At 70.3% G+C, this 22,068-nt stretch carries 18 protein-coding genes and 1 pseudogene; 13 read left to right on the forward strand and 6 right to left on the reverse strand.

Going from position 1 to position 22,068, the window contains the following annotated elements; genetic code table 11:
- The 5 genes and pseudogenes from ACWGJB_RS20285 to ACWGJB_RS20305 all read left to right on the forward strand — a co-directional run.
- Positions 1 to 313, forward strand: a pseudogene (locus tag ACWGJB_RS20285) (hypothetical protein); the annotation flags it as partial.
- Positions 314 to 336: 23 nt separating this feature from the next.
- Positions 337 to 2,139, forward strand: coding sequence for an ABC-F family ATP-binding cassette domain-containing protein (locus tag ACWGJB_RS20290; RefSeq protein WP_453381520.1), 1,803 nt, complete (start codon positions 337 to 339; stop codon positions 2,137 to 2,139).
- 485 nt (positions 2,140 to 2,624) lie between these two features.
- On the forward strand, positions 2,625 to 4,409 hold the full coding sequence (locus tag ACWGJB_RS20295) for an outer membrane protein assembly factor BamB family protein (RefSeq protein ID WP_453381521.1): 1,785 nt from the start codon (positions 2,625 to 2,627) through the stop codon (positions 4,407 to 4,409).
- 74 nt (positions 4,410 to 4,483) lie between these two features.
- On the forward strand, positions 4,484 to 6,241 hold the full coding sequence (locus ACWGJB_RS20300; protein WP_453381522.1) for an outer membrane protein assembly factor BamB family protein: 1,758 nt from the start codon (positions 4,484 to 4,486) through the stop codon (positions 6,239 to 6,241).
- Between the two features lie 293 nt (positions 6,242 to 6,534).
- On the forward strand, positions 6,535 to 7,224 hold the full coding sequence (locus tag ACWGJB_RS20305) for a helix-turn-helix transcriptional regulator (RefSeq protein WP_453381523.1): 690 nt from the start codon (positions 6,535 to 6,537) through the stop codon (positions 7,222 to 7,224).
- Positions 7,225 to 7,235: 11 nt separating this feature from the next.
- Here ACWGJB_RS20305 and ACWGJB_RS20310 read toward each other — a convergent pair whose 3' ends face one another.
- Entirely contained in the window at positions 7,236 to 7,568 is a 333-nt protein-coding gene (locus tag ACWGJB_RS20310) for a hypothetical protein (protein WP_453381524.1), read from the reverse strand.
- Between the two features lie 76 nt (positions 7,569 to 7,644).
- Between ACWGJB_RS20310 and ACWGJB_RS20315 the strand changes: the two genes are divergently transcribed.
- Positions 7,645 to 8,844, forward strand: coding sequence for an RNA-guided endonuclease InsQ/TnpB family protein (locus ACWGJB_RS20315; RefSeq protein WP_453381525.1), 1,200 nt, complete (start codon positions 7,645 to 7,647; stop codon positions 8,842 to 8,844).
- A gap of 76 nt (positions 8,845 to 8,920) precedes the next feature.
- Here the strand turns inward: ACWGJB_RS20315 and ACWGJB_RS20320 are convergent, their stop codons facing one another.
- Positions 8,921 to 10,633 (reverse strand): sodium:solute symporter family protein, encoded by a 1,713-nt coding sequence (locus ACWGJB_RS20320; protein ID WP_453381526.1) that lies wholly within the window; start codon positions 10,631 to 10,633, stop codon positions 8,921 to 8,923.
- 136 nt (positions 10,634 to 10,769) lie between these two features.
- Between ACWGJB_RS20320 and galT the strand changes: the two genes are divergently transcribed.
- Genes galT through galK form a run of 3 tightly spaced genes read left to right on the forward strand, consistent with a single transcriptional unit; the run spans position 10,770 to position 13,944 of the window.
- Complete coding sequence (gene galT / locus ACWGJB_RS20325; protein ID WP_453381527.1) at positions 10,770 to 11,828, forward strand: galactose-1-phosphate uridylyltransferase; 1,059 nt, start codon at positions 10,770 to 10,772, stop codon at positions 11,826 to 11,828.
- Complete coding sequence (gene galE / locus ACWGJB_RS20330; RefSeq protein ID WP_453381528.1) at positions 11,828 to 12,790, forward strand: UDP-glucose 4-epimerase GalE; 963 nt, start codon at positions 11,828 to 11,830, stop codon at positions 12,788 to 12,790. The genes galT and galE overlap by 1 nt, the downstream gene beginning before the upstream one ends.
- Positions 12,790 to 13,944 carry a galactokinase gene (gene galK / locus ACWGJB_RS20335; protein ID WP_453381529.1) on the forward strand — a complete coding sequence of 385 codons (1,155 nt, stop codon included), beginning with the start codon at positions 12,790 to 12,792 and terminating at the stop codon, positions 13,942 to 13,944. Before galE ends, galK begins: the two co-directional genes overlap by 1 nt.
- Before the next feature lie 3 nt (positions 13,945 to 13,947).
- Here the strand turns inward: galK and ACWGJB_RS20340 are convergent, their stop codons facing one another.
- Positions 13,948 to 14,394: a GNAT family N-acetyltransferase gene (locus ACWGJB_RS20340; RefSeq protein ID WP_453381530.1), complete on the reverse strand. Its 447-nt coding sequence runs from the start codon at positions 14,392 to 14,394 to the stop codon at positions 13,948 to 13,950.
- 272 nt (positions 14,395 to 14,666) lie between these two features.
- Between ACWGJB_RS20340 and ACWGJB_RS20345 the strand changes: the two genes are divergently transcribed.
- Positions 14,667 to 15,434: a LuxR C-terminal-related transcriptional regulator gene (locus ACWGJB_RS20345; protein WP_450765515.1), complete on the forward strand. Its 768-nt coding sequence runs from the start codon at positions 14,667 to 14,669 to the stop codon at positions 15,432 to 15,434.
- Here the strand turns inward: ACWGJB_RS20345 and tamR are convergent.
- A complete protein-coding gene (gene tamR / locus ACWGJB_RS20350; protein ID WP_453381531.1) occupies positions 15,393 to 15,890 on the reverse strand; it encodes a MarR family transcriptional regulator TamR in 498 nt (165 codons plus the stop codon). The genes ACWGJB_RS20345 and tamR overlap by 42 nt on opposite strands.
- Before the next feature lie 89 nt (positions 15,891 to 15,979).
- On the opposite strand from tamR, the gene ACWGJB_RS20355 reads away from it, so the two are divergent.
- Positions 15,980 to 16,795, forward strand: a complete 816-nt coding sequence (locus ACWGJB_RS20355; RefSeq protein ID WP_453381532.1) for a trans-aconitate 2-methyltransferase — start codon at positions 15,980 to 15,982, stop codon at positions 16,793 to 16,795.
- The gene (locus tag ACWGJB_RS20360; protein ID WP_453381533.1) at positions 16,795 to 17,157 is read left to right on the forward strand and encodes a VOC family protein; all 363 of its coding nucleotides are present in this window, start codon (positions 16,795 to 16,797) and stop codon (positions 17,155 to 17,157) included. The genes ACWGJB_RS20355 and ACWGJB_RS20360 overlap by 1 nt, the downstream gene beginning before the upstream one ends.
- A 101-nt stretch (positions 17,158 to 17,258) precedes the next feature.
- On the opposite strand, the gene ACWGJB_RS20365 is transcribed toward ACWGJB_RS20360, so the two are convergent.
- Entirely contained in the window at positions 17,259 to 17,933 is a 675-nt protein-coding gene (locus ACWGJB_RS20365; RefSeq protein ID WP_453381534.1) for a TetR family transcriptional regulator, read from the reverse strand.
- Positions 17,930 to 18,940 carry an acyl-CoA desaturase gene (locus tag ACWGJB_RS20370; RefSeq protein ID WP_453381535.1) on the reverse strand — a complete coding sequence of 337 codons (1,011 nt, stop codon included), beginning with the start codon at positions 18,938 to 18,940 and terminating at the stop codon, positions 17,930 to 17,932. The genes ACWGJB_RS20365 and ACWGJB_RS20370 overlap by 4 nt, the downstream gene beginning before the upstream one ends.
- A 305-nt stretch (positions 18,941 to 19,245) precedes the next feature.
- Here ACWGJB_RS20370 and ppc point away from each other — a divergent pair, with 305 nt between their 5' ends.
- On the forward strand, positions 19,246 to 21,978 hold the full coding sequence (ppc, locus tag ACWGJB_RS20375) for a phosphoenolpyruvate carboxylase (RefSeq protein ID WP_453381536.1): 2,733 nt from the start codon (positions 19,246 to 19,248) through the stop codon (positions 21,976 to 21,978).
- Positions 21,979 to 22,068 lie beyond the last annotated feature (90 nt).

Consider the following 22,068-nt stretch of genomic DNA (forward strand, 5'->3'; position numbering starts at 1 on the left):
CCGCCCCCCGCGCCGCCAGCGGGCCCCACACGCACCGGGGCCCACCCGGGGGCCCCCGGCGCCACCCCCCACCCGCCATCACTCGTGGCTCGCCCGCTTCAAGGGCCTGGACCCGCAGGCGAAGGTCACCTTCGTCAATCCGGTCAACGGCGTCACCAATGACGTCACCACTGTCTCCGGCCACCGCGGCCGGCTGCGGACCGACTGCCCGGGCCGGACATGTACGACCTCCTCGACGAGGTACGCGCTCAGGCGGGCGGAAAACAGCTCGCGGCGGGACGGCCTGCCGACGCGCATTACGCTGGGAGGCTGACCGTCCCCCTGCGCAGGAGTGAAATGGCCGTCAACCTGGTCAATGTCGAGAACGTCAGCAAGGTCTACGGCACCCGTGCCCTGCTGGACGGCGTCTCGCTCGGCGTGTCGGAGGGCGACCGCATCGGCGTGGTGGGCCGCAACGGCGACGGCAAGACCACCCTCATCCGGATGCTCGCCAGGCTGGAGGAGGCCGACACCGGGCGCGTCACGCACTCCGGCGGACTACGCATCGGCGTCCTCACCCAGCACGACTCCCTCGACCCGGCGGCCACCGTCCGGCACGAGGTCATCGGTGACATGGCCGACCACGAGTGGGCGGGCAACGCCAAGGTCCGGGACGTCCTCACCGGCCTCTTCGGCGGCCTGGACCTGCCCGGGTTCCCCAAGGGCCTGGACACCGTCATCGGGCCGCTGTCCGGCGGTGAACGGCGCCGGATCGCGCTCGCCAAGCTGCTCATCGAGGAGCAGGACCTGCTCGTCCTCGACGAGCCCACCAACCACCTCGACGTCGAGGGCATCGCCTGGCTGGCCAAGCACCTGCGGGAGCGCCGCTCGGCGCTGGTCTGCGTCACCCACGACCGCTGGTTCCTCGACCAGGTCTGCACCCGCATGTGGGACGTGCAGCGTGGCGCCGTCTACGAGTACGAGGGCGGCTACTCCGACTACGTCTTCGCCCGTGCGGAACGCGAGCGGATCGCGGCCACCGAGGAAACCAAGCGGCAGAACCTCGTCCGCAAGGAGCTGGCCTGGCTGCGCCGGGGCGCCCCCGCCCGTACCTCCAAGCCCCGCTTCCGGGTCGAGGCCGCCAACGAGCTGATCGCCGACGTGCCGCCGCCGCGTGACACCTCCGAGCTGATGAAGTTCGCCTCCTCCCGGCTCGGCAAGACCGTGTTCGACCTGGAGGACGTGACCGTCCAGGCCGGGCCCAAGGTGCTGCTCAAGCACGTCACCTGGCAGCTCGGGCCCGGCGACCGCATCGGCCTGGTCGGCGTCAACGGCGCCGGCAAGACCTCGCTGCTGCGCGCCATGGCCGAGGCCGCGCGTACCGAGGGCGAGGAGCAGCCGGCGGCCGGCCGGATCGCCGTCGGCCGGACCGTCAAGCTCGCCTACCTCTCCCAGGAGGTCGCCGAGCTCGACCCGAGCACCCGGGTCCTGGAAGCCGTACAGCAGGTGCGCGAGCGCGTCGATCTCGGCAAGGGGCGCGAGATGACCGCCGGGCAGCTGTGCGAGACGTTCGGCTTCAACAAGGAGAAGCAGTGGACGCCGGTAGGTGACCTCTCCGGCGGTGAGCGCCGCCGCCTCCAGCTGCTGCGCCTGCTCATGGACGAGCCGAACGTCCTCTTCCTCGACGAGCCGACCAACGACCTCGACATCGAGACCCTCACCCAGCTGGAGGACGTCCTCGACGGCTGGCCCGGCTCGATGATCGTCATCTCCCACGACCGGTTCTTCGTCGAGCGGACCACCGACCGCGTCTTCGCCCTCCTCGGCGACGCCACCCTGCGGATGCTGCCGCGCGGCATCGACGAGTACCTGGAGCGGCGGCAGCGCATGGAGGAGGTGGCCGCCGCCACGGTCGTGGCCCCCAAGGCCCCCACGGCCGAGCGGAGCGCCGCCGACCAGCGCGCCGCCAAGAAGGAGCTCCAGAAGATCGAACGCCAGCTGGACCGCGTCTCCGAGAAGGAGACCAAGCTGCACGACCAGATCGCCGCGAACGCCACGGACTTCGCCAAGGTCGCCGAACTCGACACCCAGCTGCGCGACTTGGCCGGGGAGCGCGAGGAACTGGAAATGCGCTGGCTGGAGCTGGCGGAGGACGCGTAGCACGGCGTGCGCGCCGTGCCGGGCGGCGCCTGGTTCGGCGTGCACGCGGTGCCGGGCGGCGCGTAGTTCGGCGTGTGCGCAGCGCGTAACTCGGCGTGCGCGCGGTGGCGGTGGGCGTGCAACTCGGCGTGCGCGCCGTTCCGGTGGGCGCGCGACCCGTGGTGGCGGGCTCACCCCCACCCACCGGCGTGAATCGGCCGCGCACGCGCGCCACCCCACGGCGCGCACCACCCACCCCCGCGCCGCCCCCGCCCGTCGCACCCCCGCGCGCAACCCCCTTGCGTGCGCCCCGTGTAGGGAGCGTGAAGGCGCGTAACGGCCGCATCACGGGGCGGTTCTTCCTTGGGAACAGGGGCTGACGAGGGTCCGTGGCCTGTCGGTCCCGAGTGATAGAAAGGTCCGTCTGAGAGCAGTCTGAGAACGGCCTGAGGCCCGTCGGGAGCCTCGGGGCGTGGCTAAAAATCAGTAACGGGGGAAGATCGCTGATGACTCAGCCACCCAATCAGCCGCCGCAGCAGGGCGGATTCGGCGCACCGCAGGACCAGCCGGCAGCGGGTGGTGGCTTCGGCGCCCCGCAACAGCCGGCCGTTCAGGGCGGCTTCGGTGCACCCCAGGGCACGCCCCCGCCTCCTGCCCAGCCGCCCCAGCCGGGATACGGCCATCCACAGCAGCCGGGACCGTATGCGCAGCCCGGTCCCTACGGCCAGCCGCAGCAGCCCGGCCCTTACGGCCAGCCGCAGCAGGCGGGGCCGTACGGGCAACCGCCTCAGCCGGGTTACGGCTATCCGCCGCAGTACCCGGGCGCACCCGGCGTCACTCCGCCGCCCGGGGGCGGGGGCGGCGGGCCGTTCAAGGGGAAGCCCGGGCTGGTCGTCGCGGCGGCCGTGGCCGGGCTGCTGGTCGTCGGCGGCACCGTGTACGCGGTGACCAGCGGCGGGGACGACGGCAGGAAGCCGGTCGCCCAGCAGTCCGACGACCCCAAGGCCTCCGGCACCGACACCCCGGTCGACCCGGGTGACGGCAGTGGCGACGGCGGTGCGGATCCGGAGAACCTCAACGAGGGCCGCAAGTCCGGCGAGGCCAAGGTGCTCTGGTACAAGTCGGCACCCGACGCCCCCGCGTCCGGCGCCGACGCACCCGGCATGTGGATCACCGGCAAGACCGCGGTGAAGGCGGCGTACAAGCAGGTCTTCGCCTACAAGGTGGGCGATGGCGATCCGGCCTGGGCCCCGATCACGTTCCCGCAGAAGATCTGCGCGGTCACCCCGGACCGGTCGGCCGACGGCAAGGTCGTCGTGGCGTACATGAACGGCACCAGCGACCGGGCCAAGTGCAACCAGCTGCAGGAGATCGATCTCGACACGGGCCGCAAGGGCTGGACCGCGACCGTCGCCGACGGCGGCCTGTTCGACACCGCGCTCAGCATCGAGTTGACGATCAGCGGAAAGACGCTGGTGGTGGGCCGCTCCCAGTCGGGCACGGCGTACGACCTCGGCAGCGGCGACAAGCTGTACGACAAGAAGAAGTACGGCGCGTCCTGCTTCCCGACGGCGTTCGCGGGCGGCACGAACCGGCTGGTCGAGGTGGCCTCCTGCGGGGTCGGCGGCGGCAACGAGCACGACGAGATCTCGGAACTGGAGCCGGCCACCGGCAGGGTCAGGTGGACCCAGCCGGTCAAGAAGGGCTGGTCGGTCCAGCGGATGTACTCCGTCGACCCGCTCGTGGTCTACATGACCAACGAGGAGAAGAAGGCCTGGAACATCTCCACCCTGGACGCCAAGGGCACGTTCCGGTCCGAGGTGAAGGTCGACGAGAAGTTCGCCCCCGAGTGCGGCTGGGCGGTCCTCGCCCGTGACCTCCAGGGCTGCCAGGGCGTCGCCGTCGACGCGAACACCCTCTACCTGCCGACGGACACGAACGGCGGCGCCAACGAGATCGTCGCGATCAGCCTCGCCGACGGCAAGGCGAAGTGGCGTACGAAGTCCCCGACGGACGAGTCGATGTACCCGGTCAAGGTCGAGGGCGGCAGACTCGTCGCCTACGTACGGCCGTCGTACGACTCGGGCGGCCAGGTCGTGTCGATCCCGACCGCCGGCTCCGCCCACACCACCACCAGGCTGCTGCAGAACCCGCAGCACACCGCCGGCATCGAGGACGGCTTCTACGACGGCGCGGTCGACTGGGTCGACGGGCGCTTCTACCTCTCCTCCACGCGGCTGACCGGCAGCGACGACGCGAAGGAGAAGCTGATGATGGCCTTCGGCAACTGAGCGGACCCGCCCCGTCCCGCGCCGCCCCACACCGCCCCAGCCGTCTTCCGCGCCGTCCCCAGAGGTACCCCGTCATGACCCAGCCACCTCCGCCACCGCCCAACGAGCCCCCGCAGCAGCCCGGTTACGGCGCCCCCGCCGGCCCGCCGCAGCCGCCCGTACCCCCGGTCGCCCAGCCGGGCTACGGCTACCCGCAGCAGCCCCCGGCCCCGCAGCCCGGCTACGGCCACCCGCCCCAGCCTCCGCAGCCCGGCTACGGCTACCCCGCCCAGCCCCCGAACCCGTACACCCAGCAGCCCCCCACCCCCGCCAACCCCTACGCCCAGCAACCCGGTTACGGCTACCCGGGCGGCCGGCCGGGCGGGCCGGGCGCCCCCACCCCCACCCCCACCTCCGGCAGGAACAACGCCACGCTGTTCATCGTCGTCGCCGCGGTTGTCGTGATCGCGCTGATCGTCGGCGGTGGCATCTGGTACTCCAAGTCCTCGGGCGCCGACGGCAAGAAGGACGACACCACGGGCCCCAGCAACGGCGGCACCGGCGGCAACGGCGGCAAGGGAGGAGGCGGGGGCAGCGAGAAGGTGCCCGCGAACCCGGCCTCCAGGGTCCTCTTCCAGGTCCCGCTGCCCACGGCGAACGACACCACGGTCACCGCCGGTTCCTGGCTGACCGACAAGGTGTACGCGAAGACCGGCGTCGCCCGGATCGTCGGCTACGACCGCGACTTGGGCGCCGAGCTGTGGACGGTCCGGCTGCCCGGCCCGGTCTGCTACGCCACCGGGCACGTCGGTGCGGACGGCAGGACGGCCGTCGTCTTCCAGCCGAAAATGCCACCCAAGGGCTTCACGGCCGGCTGTACCCAGGTCGCCGCGATCGACCTGAACGCCGGTAAGAAGCTGTGGACGCAGACGATCAAGTCCGGTGACGTGCCGGTCAACTTCAGCAACGTGACGGTCGCCGGGCAGACGGTCGCGGTCGGCGGCACCAGCGGCGGCGCCGCTTTCGACCTCGCTTCCGGCAAGGTCCGCTGGCAGCCGAAGCCGGCCGACACCTGCTACGACGCGGGTTACGGCGGCGGTGCCAAACTGGTCGCGGTCCGCAGGTGCGGCAGCGGTGACACCGCGCAGCTGCACATCCAGACCATCGACCCGGTCTCCGGCAAGGTGATCTCCGAGTACGAGATGACCTCGGGCATCCCCTACGCGAGCATCGTGTCGACCGACCCGCTGGTGGTGGCCGCCGACGTCAACGACAGTGCGGGCGACGGCAGCGGCTTCTCGGACGTCTTCTCCGTCGACAACGCGACCGGGCGGCTGCGCACCCGTATCTCCACGCCGGGTAGTTCCTACGCGGCCCGCTGCGACGGCATCTACCAGGTGGAGAAGTGCCAGGGAGTGGTGGTCGGCAACGACCGGCTGTACCTGGCGACCGAGGAGCACGACGGCAGCGGGGACCTCGCGAAGACCAACGAGATCGTCGCCTTCGACCTGGCCACCGGCAAGCAGACCGGCCAGCGCGCCGACGCCGGCGACAACTACACGATCACGCCGTTGCGTATGGACGGTCCGAATGTGATCGCGTACAAGGACCCGCCGTACGACAAGGGCGGTCAGATCGTCAGTATCGACGGCGGTTCGTTCAAGGAGACCGAACTGCTGGAGAACCCGGCGACCGCGGCGGTCAGGGCCGTGGAGACCGCCATGTCCCCGGAGAACGCGGAGGTCCTCTACTCCCAGGGGCACCTGTACCTGTCCGCGGTGTACGCCCACGCCGCCGGTTCGTCGGTGTCGGGCAAGGAGTACCTGGTCACCGCGTTCGGTACGGGCGGCTGACGGTTCGTCAAGCGGAAACGCCCGAATCACCCGGCCCGTGATTCCGGTCCCGTCCCTGCTCAGGGGCGGGACCGGGCGCGTACCGCACCACACCAGCTCTTCACCCGCGAATACGAGAGAAGCCAGAGATTCCTCCGATCCGGGGCACTTCTCATCAGTAGGGGCAGCGCAACGTCGAACAAGCGTGTAGCTTCCGGGGGCATGAAGGACGAGGTGCCGGGGGGCCCTCTGTCCACGCGGACCAGTGGGCATCCATAGTGGGGCATCCATTGGGGGGACTGGGGGGTTGCTCTATGGGAGTGCGGCTCATGGTGGTCGACGACCACCGGCTGCTCGCCGAGGCGCTGGCCTCGGCGCTGAAACTGCGCGGCCACCGGGTGCTCGCGGCGGCGGCGCCGGCGGCGGGCGCGGCGGAGCTGGTGATCACACGCGCGCCCGAGGTGTGCCTGCTGGGTACGGCGACACCGGCCGAGCCGGGGATCTTCGACCCGGTGGTGAAGATCAAGCGGGAGCGGCCGCAGGTCGCCGTGCTCGTCCTCGGCCCGGTGCCGTCGCCGCGGGGCATCGCGGCGGCCTTCGCCGCGGGCGCATCCGGGTACGTACGGCACGACGAACGGATAGAGGGCGTCGAGCGGGCGATCATGAAGGCGCGGGCCGGTGAGGCGGCCGTGGCGCCCGCGCTGCTCCAGGGCGCGTTCGGTGAACTGCTCAACCCCGCCGCCCAGCCCGACGACGAGGGCCAGCGCCTGCTCCAGATGCTCACCCCGAGGGAGGTCGAGGTCCTGGTCCGGGTCGCCGACGGCGAGGACACCCGCCTGATCGCCGCGGGCATGGGCATCGCCCCGAGCACGGCCCGCACTCATGTCCAGCGGGTGCTGATGAAACTGGGGGTGGGGTCGAGGCTCGAGGCGGCGGCCCTGGCGGCCAGGACGGGCCTGCTCGACAGGGCCGGGCCTCTGAACGGCGGGACGGAAACCCCCTGAGGGGGCGCGCCCTACTCCGCCTTCCTCTCTTCTTCCACCGGAGGTACCGGCGGCGGAGTAGGCCGCAGCCACAGCCACACCAGGAAGAACACCCCCAGCAACAGCATCCCGATCCCGGTCCACAGGTTGATGTTGATCCCCTGTGCCTTGCCGATCTCGGCCTGCGAGTCCGTGATCCCGGTGATCGTGACGATGATCCCGTACAGCACGAACAGGCCGCCGATGATCCGCCGCAGGTCGAAGATGCGCGCGGCGGTCGTGGACCTGCTCTCCAGCTCGGAGACTTCTCGGTGGACGTCCTGCTCGGAGTAGTGGAACCCGGACTGCCCGGAGTTGTCGGTCATCTTGTCCCCTTCGAAGTGAACCGGCGTCTGTTTCTCATTTCCCCAGCTCACAAACTGGCTGGCTATCATGTGAGACGTGAAGGCCGCCTATGTCCAGCGGGCGTTCAAGTACCGCTTCTATCCGACCGATGCGCAGGCGGCAGAGCTGTCGCGCACGTTCGGGTGCGTGCGGAAGGTCTACAATCTCGCGCTCGCGGCGCGCACGGGGGCGTGGATCCTCCGGCAGGAACGGGTCAACTACAACGCGACCTCGGCCATGCTGACCGCGTGGAAGAAGACGGAGGAATTCGCGTACCTCAACGATGTCTCCTCCGTCCCGCTCCAGCAGGCGCTGCGCCACCTTCAGACAGCGTTCACGAACTTCTTCGCCAACCAGGCGAAGTACCCGCGGTTCAAGTCGCTGAAGAAGTCCCGCAAGTCCGCCGAGTACACCACCAGCGCGTTCCGTTTCCGTGGCGGGAAGCTGACGCTGGCGAAGATGGCGGAGCCGCTGGACATCGTGTGGTCCCGTCCCCTGCCCCAGGGCGCCACGCCGTCCACGGCGACCGTGTCGCAGGACGCGGCAGGACGTTGGTACGTGTCGCTGCTGTGCGAGGATCCCGGCGTCAATCCCCTCCCCGCTACTGACACGGCGGTCGGTGTGGACGCCGGTCTCGACCACCTGCTGACGCTGTCCACCGGCGAGAAGATCGGCAATCCCCGGCACGAGCGGCGCGACCGTGCGCGCCTCGCCAAAGCCCAGCGCGAGCACGCCCGCAAGGCGAAGGGGTCGGCGAACCGGGAGAAGGCACGCCGGGAGGTCGCACGCATCCATGCCCGCATCGCCGACCGGCGACGCGACAACCTGCACAATCTCACCACTCGGCTCGTTCGTGAGAACCAAACGATCGTGATCGAGGAGCTCACTGTCCGCAACCTGCTGAAGAACGGCAAACTCGCGCGCGCCATCAGTGACGCGGCGTGGAGCGAGTTCCGCGGCATGCTGGAGTACAAGGCAGCCTGGTACGGCCGCGAGGTGATCGCGGTGGATCGCTGGTTCCCCTCCTCCAAGCTGTGCTCCAACTGCGGAGCCCTGCAGGACAAGATGCCCCTGCACGTTCGCACCTGGACATGCTCCGCCTGCGGTATCACTCATGATCGCGACGGAAACGCCGCGAAGAGCCTTCTGGCCGCCGGGCTGGCGGTGTCGGCCTGTGGAGCCGGTGTAAGACCTCAACGGAGTTCTCCGGGAGGGCAGTCGGCGACGAAGCAGGAACCCCTACAGCGCGAGCCGTAGGAATCCCCCTCCTCGCAGGAGGGAGAGGAAGTCAAGGTCTCTCCATTCTCCCCGGGCACCAGGGCGGGCACCGGGGTCAGAACGAGAACGGGACGTAGCAGAGGGCGGCGAGGACCACCGCACCCCAGCCCAGCAGCGCCGGCCGCCGGTACCAGGCCTCGTCGCCGGGCGCGGGCGCCTCGGTCATGCCGGGGGAGCGCGTGCCGTAGACCAGGCCCGCGAGCTCCGCCTCCGGCTTGGGCGCGGTGAACAGGGACACGATCACCATCACCACCGCGCCGGCGACGAAGCCGGCGATCGCGGAGACGAAGTTGGCGCCCTGGTCCGTGGGGATGCTGATGATGTCCTTCTTGTAGAGGACGAAGTAGTTGACCATCGCGGTCACCGTCCCCGCGAGCAGCCCCCAGAAGCCGGACTTCGCCGAGGCGCGCTTCCAGAACATGCCGACGATGAAGACGACGAACATCGGCACGTTGAAGAAGGAGAACAGCGTCTGGAGGTAGCTCATGATGTTCGAGAACGACGACGCCAGGAACGCCGTACCGACGGACGCGGCCACGCCGATCGCGGTGATGAGGCGTCCGAAGCGGACGTAGTACGCGTCCTCGCGGCCCCTGACCACGTACTTCGCCCAGATGTCCGTCGTGAAGACGGTGTTGAAGGACGACACGTTGGCGGCCATGCCGGCCATGAAGGCCGCGAGCAGGCCGGTGACCGCGATGCCGAGGACGCCGTTGGGCAGCAGTTGGGACATCAGGTACGGGATCGCGTCGTTGTACTGGAGGTCGGAGCCGGACGTGCCGATGTTCGGCACCAGCGCGGCGGCGACCAGGCCCGGGATCATCACCAGGAAGACGATGAAGACCTTCGGGTACGCGGCGATCAGCGGGGTGCGCTGGGCGGCGGAGAGGTTCTTCGCCGACAGGGCGCGCTGGACCTCGGCGAAGTTGGTCGTCCAGTAGCCGAAGGAGAGGACGAAGCCGAGGCCGAGGACGATGGTCAGCCAGTTCGCGCCGAGCGGGTTGACGCTGCCGATGCCGGTGCCGCCCCAGGCGGTGGTGAAGTTGTGGCCGTGGGTGGCGTCGAGCTTGTCGACCAGGCCGTTCCAGCCGCCGACCTTCTTCAGGCCGAGCACCGACAGCGGGATGAGGGCGGCCAGGATCACGAAGAACTGGAGCACCTCGTTGTAGATGGCCGAGGAGAGGCCGCCGAGGGTGATGTACGCCAGCACGAACGCGCCGGCCACCACGATCGCCACCCACTGCGGCCAGCCCAGCAGCGCCTCGACGACGATCGCGAGGGCGTACAGGTTGACACCCGCGATGAGGATGGCGGCGAAGGCGAACAGGATCGAACTCAGCAGGTGTGCGGCTCTGTCGAAGCGCAGCAGCAGCATCTCGGGGACCGAGCGGACCTTGCTCCCGTAGTAGAAGGGCATCATCACCAGGCCGAGGAAGACCATGGCCGGAATGGCGCCGATCCAGTACCAGTGCACGGTGTACGCGCCGTACTGCGCGCTGTTGGCGGCCATGCCGAGGATCTCGGTGGCGGCCAGGTTCGCCGAGATGAACGCGAGCCCGGTGATCCACGCGGGCAGTGAGCGCCCCGAGAGGAAGAAGTCGAGGCTCGTTTTCACCGAGCGGCGGGCCGCGAAGCCGATGCCCAGCACCACCACGAAGTAGATGGCGAGGATCGCGTAGTCGAGGCCGTTGGTGGGGAGCCGTAGCTCCGCCGCCAGGGATGTCGCGAGGTATGTGGGGGATGCAGGGGCATTGGTGGGGTTTTGCACCCAGTAATTCAACACTTTTGTTGTCTCACCTTGATTGATTGCGATGTTGACTCACCTGGTGAGTTGTGTTTTGGTGTGTTCGGTTCTGTTTGATGGTTGGCTGACTCGAACAACGCTCGATTTTCGGGAGTCCGCAGTGAAGAAGACCTCGACCCGGCTGGCCGACGGTCGCGAGCTCATCTACTACGACCTGCGGGACGACACCGTGCGGGACGCGGTGGACCGCCGGCCGCTGGAGCGGACGCACACCACCTCCGAGATCCGCCGTGACCCGCTGCTCGGCGACCAGGTCGCCATCGCCTCGCACCGGCAGGGCCGCACCTACCACCCGCCGGCCGACCAGTGCCCGCTCTGCCCGACCAAGGGCGACCGGCTGAGCGAGATCCCGGACTCCTCGTACGACGTGGTGGTCTTCGAGAACCGTTTCCCCTCGCTGGCCGGCGACTCCGGACGCTGTGAGGTGGTCTGCTTCACCTCGGACCACGACGCGTCCTTCGCGAGCCTCACCGAGGAGCAGGCGCGCCTGGTCCTCGACGCGTGGACCGACCGGACCTCGGAACTGTCGCATCTCCCCTCCGTCCAGCAGGTGTTCTGCTTCGAGAACCGCGGCGAGGAGATCGGCGTGACGCTCGGTCACCCGCACGGCCAGATCTACGCCTACCCCTTCACCACCCCGCGCACCGCGCTGATGCTGCGTTCACTCGCGGCCCACAAGGAGGCGACCGGCGGGGAGAACCTCTTCGATGCCGTCCTGGCGCGTGAACTCGCCGACGAGCGCGTCGTCCTTGAGGGTGAACACTGGGCCGCCTTCGTGCCGTACGCGGCACACTGGCCCTACGAGGTCCACCTGTACCCGAAGCGCCGCGTCCCCGACCTGCTCGGTCTCGACGAGGCGGCACGCTCAGAGTTCCCCCAGGTTTATCTGGAACTCTTGAGGCGCTTCGACCGTATCTTCGGTGAGGGTGAACCTCCCACGCCCTACATCGCCGCCTGGCACCAGGCGCCGTTCGGGACGCTGGAGGAGTTCGACGGGGTCACGCGCGACGACTTCGCGCTCCACCTGGAGCTTTTCACCATCCGCCGAACGTCCGGCAAGCTGAAGTTTCTCGCGGGTTCCGAATCCGGCATGAACGTGTTCATCAACGACGTGCCGCCGGAGCGCGCGGCCGAGCGACTGCGAGAGGTAGCGAGTTGATGAAGTACCTGGTGACGGGCGGGGCGGGTTACGTCGGCAGCGTGGTTGCCCAGCACCTGCTGGAGGCGGGCCACGAGGTCACCGTCCTCGACAACCTTTCCACGGGCTTCCGGGAGGGCGTCCCGGCGGGCGCGGCCTTCGTCGAGGGCGACATCCGCGACGCCGCGAAGTGGCTCGACTCCTCCTACGACGCGGTGCTGCACTTCGCCGCGTTCTCCCAGGTCGGCGAGTCGGTCGTGAAGCCCGAGAAGTACTGGGAGAACAACGTCGGCGGCACCATGGCGCTGCTCGGCGCGATGCGCGAGGCCGGCGTCCGCAAGCTCGTCTTCTCCTCCACGGCGGCCACCTACGGCGAGCCGGAGCAGGTCCCGATCGTCGAGACCGCCCCGACGAAGCCGACCAACCCGTACGGCGCCACCAAGCTCGCCGTCGACCACATGATCACCGGCGAGGCCGCCGCCCACGGCCTGGGCGCGGTCTCCCTGCGCTACTTCAACGTGGCCGGTGCCTACGGCGCGCAGGGCGAGCGCCACGACCCCGAGTCGCACCTGATCCCGCTGGTCCTCCAGGTCGCCCAGGGCAGGCGGGAGGCCATCTCCGTCTTCGGCGACGACTACCCGACGCCCGACGGCACCTGCGTCCGCGACTACATCCACGTCGCCGACCTGGCCGACGCCCACCTGCTGGCCCTGACGGCCGCGCTCCCCGGCGAGCACCTGATCTGCAACCTCGGCAACGGCGAGGGCTTCTCGGTACGCGAGGTCATCGAGACCGTCCGCCAGGTCACCGGCCACCCGATCCCCGAGGTCGTGGCCCCGCGCCGGGGCGGCGACCCGGCCGTCCTGGTCGCCTCGGCGGCCACCGCCCGCGAGAAGCTGGGCTGGAACCCGACCCGCGCGGACCTCGCGGGAATCGTCGCGGACGCCTGGGAGTTCGCGCAGCACACCTCGAGGGAGCAGTAGTGGGGGCACAGCAGGTCCGGGACGGTTTCGTGGAGCTCTACGGAAGCGCGCCCGAAGGGGTCTGGTCGGCACCGGGCCGGGTCAACCTGATCGGTGAGCACACCGACTACAACGACGGCTTCGTGATGCCGTTCGCGCTGCCGCACGTGACGACGGCCGCGGTCTCCCGCCGCACCGACGGCGTGCTGCGCCTGCACTCCGCCGACATCGAGGGCGGGGTCGTCGAACTCTCCCTGGACGCCCTGGAACCCGGCACCGACCACGAGTGGACGGCGTACCCGGCGGGCGTGGTCTGGGCGCTGCGCGAGGCCGGCCACCCGGTCACCGGCGCCGACGTCCACCTGTCCTCCACGGTCCCGACCGGCGCCGGCCTGTCCTCCTCCGCGGCCCTGGAGGTGGTGATCGCCCTCGCCCTCAACGACCTGCACGGACTGGGCCTGGCCCGCTGGCAGCTGGCCCGCCTGTGCCAGCGCGCGGAGAACGTCTACGTCGGGGCGCCGACCGGCATCATGGACCAGACGGCGTCCGCCTGCTGCGAGCACGGCCATGCCCTGTTCCTGGACACCCGGGACCTCTCGCAGAAGCAGATCCCCTTCGACCTCGCGGCCGAGGGCATGCGCCTGCTGGTGGTCGACACCCAGGTCAAGCACGCCCACAGCGGCGGCGAGTACGGCAAGCGCCGGGCCGGCTGCGAGAAGGGCGCGGCCCTGCTGGGCGTGGACGCGCTGCGGGACATCGCCTACGACGACCTCGGTGCGGCGCTCGACCGGCTGGGCGACGAGGAGGAGGTACGACGCCTGGTCCGGCACGTCGTCACCGAGGACCACCGCGTGGAACGCGTCGTCGCCCTGCTGGAGGCCGGCGACACCCGCGCCATCGGCCCGGTCCTCACCGAGGGCCACGCCTCGCTGCGCGACGACTTCCGGATCTCCTGCCCGGAGCTGGACCTGGTCGTGGACACCGCCCTCGCCACCGGCGCCCTGGGCGCCCGGATGACCGGCGGCGGCTTCGGCGGCTCGGCGATCGTCCTCGCGGAGGCGTCCGACGTCGACACGATCACCAAGGCGGTCGAAGAGGCGTTCGCGGCGGCCGGTTTCAAGGCGCCGCGGACGTTCGAGGCGGTGCCGTCGGCGGGCGCCCGCCGGGAGAGCTGAGGCTCAGCCCAGCCGCTTCGTCAGCGTGTACTCCGTGATCCCCGGCGGATAGTCGGGGACCACGCACACCACGACGTAACCCTGCTTCCGGTAGAAGTCCGGCGCCTGGAAGTCCCAGGTCTCCAGACGCGCGGCGGAGCAGGCACGGTCCTGCCCGGCGATGCGCTCCGCCTCGGCCAGCAGCCGGCCGCCCAGACCCGCGCCGCGACGGCGCGCGTCCACCCACAGATAGGTGACGTGCAGCCAGGTCGCCCAGGTGTGCCCCACCAGACCGCCTGCCAGTTCGCCCGAGTCTTCGTCCATCGCCCAGACGTGCAGCGGCACTTGGCGTTCGCCGGGGGTGCCGCGCAGGGCGGCGAGGACCGGGGAGGCCGCGGTGTTGGTGTCCAGCAGCCGGGTGCGGAGCAGTTCCCGCCGTTCCTTGTCGACTTCCGCCTCAATACGAAACATGCGGCACACCATAAACGCGTCGGCCGGGCAGTTCTGCAAATTGCCTTCCGCTCCCGCCCCCCTTCCGTACCCTGAAGAGCAGCACCGGTGGGGGCCGGTGCTGATCAGGGGGCGAGACAAGTCGGGTACGGCACCCGCGGTGGGGGTAGCAGTTCAGGCACGGCGGCGGCCGTGCGGTTCGGTCCTCCCGCGGGTGTCGTGTCCGTGTGATCCGTCGATCTGAGCATCTTGGGGTATCCCCTGCTCGTGAAGAGCTTGGGGAAGGGGGTTTCGTGGTTCGTATCCGAGTTCTGGTCGTCGATGACCACCGTATCTTCGCCGAGTCGCTCGCCGCGGCACTGGCCGCCGAGCCCGATGTCGACGTGTCCGCGGCCGGCAGCGGTCCGGCGGCGCTGCGCTGCCTGGAGCGCGCGGTCGCCGAGGGCCGCCGCTACGACGTGCTGCTCGTCGACGCCGATCTGGGCGGCCAACTGCCCGGCGGCCGCCCGGCGGTACCGGTGCAGGAGGGCAACGAGGAGGGCCTGGTCGACGGGATATCCCTGGTCACCGGGGTCCGCTCGGCCCACCCCGCCGTCCGTGTCGTCGTGCTCGCCGAGAAGGACGACCCGCGGCGCGCGGCCCTGGCCCTGCAGGCCGGCGCCTGCGGCTGGGTCGCCAAGGACTGCTCGCTGTCCCGGCTGCTGAACGTCATCCGGGGGGTGCTGCGCGACGAGACCCATCTGCCGCCCGCCCTGCTGACCGGAGTCCTGCGGGAGTTGACGGCCGCGCGCAAGCACCGCACCGAGAGCGAACGGCTCGTGGAGTCCCTCACGCCGAGGGAGCGGGAAGTGCTCCGGTGCATGGTGGCGGGCCTGGGGCGCAAGGCGGTCGCCGAGCGCCTTTTCCTGTCCCCGCACACCGTCCGCACCCATATGCAGAACGTGCTCGGCAAGCTGGGCGTCCACTCCACCCTGGCCGCCGTCGCCCTCGCCCGCCGTGCCGGGGTCGGTCCGGCCGACCTAGCCGGGGATGTTGTCGAACGGGGCGGTCAACTGGCGTAGCAGGCCGGCGAGTTCGGCGCGCTGGGTGCGGGAGAGTTCGGCGAGGATCGCCCGTTCCTGGTCGAGGAGTCCGGCCAGGGACTGGTCCGCGCGGTCCTGGCCCTCCTCGGTCAGCCGCACCAGCACGCCCCGCCGGTCGCTCGGGTCCGGCAACCGCTCCACCAGGCCCTTCTTGGCCAGCCTGTCGATCCGGTTGGTCATCGTCCCCGAGGTGACCAGGGTCTGGGTCAGCAGCTGCCCGGGGGAGAGCTGGTACGGCGTCCCCGCGCGCCTCAGCGCGGTCAGCACGTCGAACTCCCAGGGCTCCAGGCTGTGCTCCGCGAAGGCCAGCCGACGTGCCCGGTCCAGGTGCCGGGCCAGTCGGCTCACCCGGCTGAGCACCTCAAGCGGTTCCACGTCGAGGTCCGGGCGCTCCCGGCGCCACGCAGCCACCAGCCGATCGACCTCGTCCTCCATGGCGATCAGTGTAGTGGTTGTGTCGACATGAAGTCTCTTGATATCGAGCTTCTTGACATCGAGATATCCGGGCGGGGAATGTGGAGTCCATGACGACTCCCGCCTGGGACCCCGCCCAGTACCTCCGTCACGCCGGCCACCGTGCCCGCCCCTTCACCGACCTCCTCGCCCGGATCCCCGCGCTCCCCGGCGAACCCCCGGCCGTCGCCGACCTCGGCTGCGGCCCGGGCAACATGACCGCCCTGCTGGCCGAACGCTGGCCCACCGCCCACATCACCGGCTACGACAACTCGCCCGAGATGCTCGACAAGGCACTCGTGGAGTACGAGGGCCGCACGGCCGGCGGCGGCCGCCTGGACTTCTCCCACGCCGACGTCCGCACCTGGGCGCCCGAGCGGCCGTACGACCTGATCGTCAGCAATGCCACGCTCCAGTGGGTCCCGGGGCACGCCGAGCGGTTCGCCGAGTGGATCGCCGGCCTCGCCCCCGGCGGCACCTTCGCCTTCCAGGTCCCGGGCAACTTCACCGCCTCCAGCCACCGGCTGATGCGCACCCTCGCCGAGTCCCCCCGCTGGCGGGGCCGCCTCGCCGAGGCCCTCCGCCACGACGACGCCGTCCTCACCCCCGAGGCCTACCTGGAGCGGCTGACCGCGCTCGGCTGCGCCGCCGACGTCTGGGAGACGACGTACATCCATCTGCTCACCGGCGAGGACCCGGTCCTCGACTGGGTGAAGGGCACCGGACTGCGCCCGGTCCTCACCGCCCTCGCCGACGATCCCAGGGCCCGTGACGCCTTCCTCGCCGAGTACCGGACCGCACTGCGCGAGGCCTACCCGGCCGGCCCGCACGGCACCCCGTTCCCGTTCCGGCGCATCTTCGCCGTCGCCCACAAGGAGGAGAACTGATGCTCGCCGCCCTCGACCACGTCCAGCTCGCCGCCCCGCCCGGCTCCGAGGACCGGCTGCGGACGTTCTACGTGGACACCCTCGGCATGACGGAGGTCCCCAAACCGCCCGTGCTCGCGGCGCGCGGCGGCTGCTGGTTCCGGGCCGGCGAGATCCATCTGCATGTGGGGATCGAGCAGGCCTTCCGGCCGGCCAGGCAGGCCCACCCGGGCCTGCTGGTGACGGGCATCGAGACCTACGCGGCCCGGCTCACCGCCCACGGCAGGCCCGTCGCCTGGGACGGGGACCTCCCAGGCCACCGCCGCTTCTTCTGCGAGGACCCTGTCGGCAACCGCCTGGAGTTCCTGGAACCGCTCCGCTGAGCGGGAGCCGAAGGCCAGGACCAAGAAGGAACGGCCTACCTTCAGACACTGAGGGCACCCTCAGGTGCTGAGGAGGTGGTCAGGGGCCCGGCGGGGCGGTCTCACGCCTTGCGGTGCCCTATGAGCCGCGGCTTCGGCTCCAGGCCGTCCAGGCCGTGCCAGGCCAGGTTGACCAGGTGGGCGGCGACCTCCGCCTTCTTCGGGCGGCGCACGTCCAGCCACCACTGGCCGGTCAGCGCCACCATGCCCACCAGCGCCTGCGCGTACAGCGGCGCCAGCTTGGGATCGAAGCCGCGCAGCTTGAACTCGCGGCCCAGGATGTCCTCCACCTGGGTGGCGATGTCCGAGATGAGGGACGCGAAGGAACCCGTGGACTGCGGGATGGGGGAGTCCCGCACCAGGATCCGGAACCCGTCCGTGTACTCCTCGATGTAGTCGAGCAGGGCGAACGCGGCCTGCTCGCACAGTTCACGCGGATGGCCGGCGGTGAGCGAGCCGGTCACCATGTCCAGCAACCGGCGCATCTCCCGGTCGACCACCACCGCGTACAGGCCCTCCTTGCCGCCGAAGTGCTCGTACACCACCGGCTTGGAGACCCCGGCCTTCGCCGCGATCTCCTCCACCGAGGTGCCCTCGAAACCCTTTGCGGCGAAGAGGGTGCGACCGATCTCCAACAGCTGCTGGCGGCGCTCCGCACCGGTCATCCGGGTGCGACGTGTCCGCCGCGGCTTTTCGGGACTGGGGGTGCTGGAGTCGGTCGCCACGGCGTCAATCATGCCGCCTCGACGCTCTTCGCCCCTCGTCGGGAGCTGCCTTCCCCGCTGTTACGGCGCGAATCGATACGTGAGCGTGACGGCCACCGCACGTCGTACGCCCAGCCCAGCTGCTCGCACCAGCGGATGATCCGTGCCGACGAGTCCAGCTGCCCTCGCTCCACCCCGTGCCGGGCCGAGGTCGGGTCGGCGTGGTGCAGGTTGTGCCAGGACTCGCCGCAGGACAGGACCGCCAGCCACCACACGTTGCCCGACCTGTCCCGCGACTTGAACGGCCGCTTCCCCACGGCGTGGCAGATCGAGTTGATCGACCAGGTCACATGGTGCAGCAGCGCCACCCGGACGAGTGAACCCCAGAAGAACGCGGTGAACGCGCCCCACCAGGACATGGTCACCAGACCGCCGATCAGCGGCGGCAGCCCCACCGAGAGCGCCGTCCAGAGGATGAACTGGCGGGAGACCGCCCGGATCGCCGGGTCCTTGATCAGGTCCGGTGCGTACTTCTCCTGCGAGGTCTGCTCCTCGTCGAACAGCCAGCCGATGTGCGCCCACCACAGGCCCTTCATCAGCGCCGGCATGGTCTCGCCGAACCGCCACGGCGAGTGCGGGTCGCCCTCCGCGTCGGAGAACTTGTGGTGCTTGCGGTGGTCGGCCACCCAGCGCACCAGGGGCCCCTCCACTGCCATCGAACCCGCGATCGCCAACGCGATCCTGAGCGGCCGCTTCGCTTTGAAGGAGCCATGGGTGAAATAACGGTGGAAACCGATCGTCACGCCATGACAGCCCAGATAGTAGAAGAACACCATCAGGCCCAGATCGAGCCAGCTCACGCCCCAGCCCCACGCCAGCGGCACCGCCGCCAGCAGCGCGAGGAACGGCACGACGATGAACAGCAGCAGGGCGATCTGCTCGACCGAACCCTTCTTCTCGCCGCCCAGCGTGGCGGACGTGGCCGCAGCGTCGGCCGGCTTGTGGGCGTCGTCGATCACATCGGAACTAGACGAGGTCATGCGCGTCCCCTGGGGGGTCGAGGGTTGAGGGTGCCGATCCGCGGCGACCGGACGGGACGATAAGGGTTCTTCCCTACGGTTCCGTAACCTACGGCGACGTAAGTATGGCAGCGAGGCGTCTCGCGGCAAGAGCCCCATAGCCTGCGCGTCCTCATGGACACCTATCCTTGGAGTCGGTCGGACAGCGCGGTCCGCTCTGTTTCCTTCCCGGATGTCCGGCCCCTATGCGGACAGGCCCCGCCTGCCGCCCGGCCGACGGACGGGTCCCCTCCAGACGAGCTTCAACACTGCAAGGAGCCGCACCTGTGAGCAGTGCCGACGACCAGACCACCACGACCAGCAGTGAGCTGCGCGCCGACATCCGCCGGCTGGGTGACCTTCTCGGCGAGACCCTCGTCCGCCAGGAGGGCCCCGAGCTGCTGGACCTCGTCGAGAAGGTCCGCCGTCTCACCCGCGAGGACGGCGAGGCCGCCGCCGAACTGCTGCGCGGCATCGAACTGGAGACCGCCGCCAAGCTGGTCCGTGCCTTCTCCACCTACTTCCACCTGGCCAACGTCACCGAGCAGGTGCACCGCGGTCGCGAACTGCGCACCCGGCGCGCCGCCGAGGGCGGCCTGCTCGCCCGTACCGCCGACCGGCTCAAGGACGCCGACGCCGACCACCTGCGTCAGACCGTCCAGAACCTCAACGTCCGCCCGGTGTTCACGGCCCACCCCACCGAGGCCGCGCGCCGCTCGGTCCTGAACAAGCTCCGGCGTATCGCCGCGCTGCTGGACACCCCGGTCATCGAGTCGGACCGCCGCCGTACCGACATCCGCCTCGCCGAGAACATCGACCTGGTCTGGCAGACCGACGAACTGCGCGTCGTACGCCCCGAGCCGGCCGACGAGGCCCGCAACGCCATCTACTACCTGGACGAACTGCACGCCGACGCGGTGGGCGACGTCCTGGAGGACCTGACCGCGGAGCTGGAGCGGGTCGGCGTCAAGCTCCCCGACGACACCCGCCCGCTCACCTTCGGCACCTGGATCGGCGGCGACCGCGACGGCAACCCCAACGTCACCCCGCAGGTGACCTGGGACGTCCTCATCCTCCAGCACGAGCACGGCATCAACGACGCCCTGGAGATGATCGACGAACTCCGCGGCTTCCTCTCCAACTCCATCCGCTACACGGGTGCGACGGAGGAACTGCTGGAGTCGCTGCGCGCCGACCTGGAGCTGCTGCCCGAGATCAGCCCCCGCTACAAGCGCCTCAACGCCGAGGAGCCCTACCGGCTCAAGGCCACCTGCATCCGGCAGAAGCTGGTCAACACCAAGCAGCGCCTCGCCACCGACACCCCGCACCAGCCCGGCCGTGACTACCTCGGCACCGCCGAACTCCTCGGCGACCTGCGGCTGATCCAGGCGTCCCTGCGCGAACACCGCGGCGGGCTGTTCGCCGACGGCCGCCTCGCCCGTACGATCCGCACCCTGGCCGCGTTCGGCCTCCAGCTCGCCACCATGGACGTCCGCGAACACGCCGACGCCCACCACCACGCCCTCGGCCAGCTCTTCGACCGCCTCGGCGAGGAGTCCTGGCGCTACGCCGACATGCCCCGCGAGTACCGCGGCAAGCTCCTCGCCAAGGAACTCCGTTCGCGCCGGCCGCTCGCGCCCACCCCGGCGCCGGTGGACGCGGCCGGGGAGAAGACCCTCGGTGTCTTCCAGACCGTGAAGAAGGCCCTGGAGGTCTTCGGGCCCGAGGTCGTCGAGTCGTACATCATCTCCATGTGCCAGGGCGCCGACGACGTCTTCGCCGCCGCCGTCCTGGCCCGCGAGGCCGGGCTGATGGACCTGCACGCCGGCTGGGCCAAGGTCGGCATCGTCCCCCTCCTGGAGACCACCGACGAGCTCAAGGCCGCCGACACCATCCTCGAGGACATGCTCTCCGATCCCTCCTACCGGCGCCTGGTCGCGCTGCGCGGAGACGTCCAGGAGGTCATGCTCGGCTACTCCGACTCCTCCAAGTTCGGCGGCATCACCACCAGCCAGTGGGAGATCCACCGCGCCCAGCGCCGGCTGCGCGACGTCGCCCACCGCTACGGCGTACGTCTGCGGCTCTTCCACGGCCGTGGCGGCACCGTCGGCCGCGGCGGCGGCCCCTCCCACGACGCGATCCTCGCCCAGCCCTGGGGCACCCTGGAGGGCGAGATCAAGGTCACCGAGCAGGGCGAGGTCATCTCCGACAAGTACCTGATCCCCTCCCTGGCCCGGGAGAACCTGGAGCTGACGGTCGCGGCGACCCTGCAGGCGTCCGCGCTGCACACGGCCCCCCGCCAGTCCGGGGAGGCCCTGGCCCGCTGGGACGCCGCCATGGACGTGGTCTCCGACGCGGCCCACGGCGCCTACCGGCGCCTGGTCGAGGACCCCGACCTGCCCGCGTACTTCTTCGCCGCCACCCCCGTCGACCAGCTCGCCGACCTGCACCTGGGCTCCCGCCCCTCCCGGCGCCCGGACTCCGGCGCCGGTCTGGACGGTCTGCGGGCCATCCCCTGGGTGTTCGGCTGGACCCAGTCCCGGCAGATCGTCCCCGGCTGGTTCGGTGTCGGCTCCGGGCTGAAGGCGCTGCGCGAGGCGGGCCTGGACACCGTCCTCGCCGAGATGCACGAACAGTGGCACTTCTTCCGCAACTTCGTCTCCAACGTCGAGATGACCCTCGCCAAGACAGACCTGCGGATCGCCCAGCACTACGTCGACACCCTCGTCCCCGACGAGCTGAAGCACGTCTTCGACACCATCCGGGCCGAGCACGAGCTGACCGTCGCCGAGGTCCTCAAGATCACCGGCGAGAGCGAACTGCTGGACGCCACCCCGGTGCTCAAGCAGACCTTCGGCATCCGTGACGCCTACCTGGACCCGATCTCCTACCTCCAGGTCACCCTCCTCAAGCGCCAGCGCGACGCGGCCGCCGCCGGCGCCGAACCCGACCCGCTGCTCGCCCGCGCCCTGCTCCTCACGGTCAACGGCGTGGCGGCCGGCCTGCGCAACACCGGCTGACCGGCGCCACCGCACACGGCTGTGCCCCCGGGGTCGTACACCCGGGGGCACAGCCGTATGTGCTTACAGCCGTATGTGCTTACAGCCGTA

Source organism: Streptomyces sp. NPDC054813, from assembly GCF_053611365.1.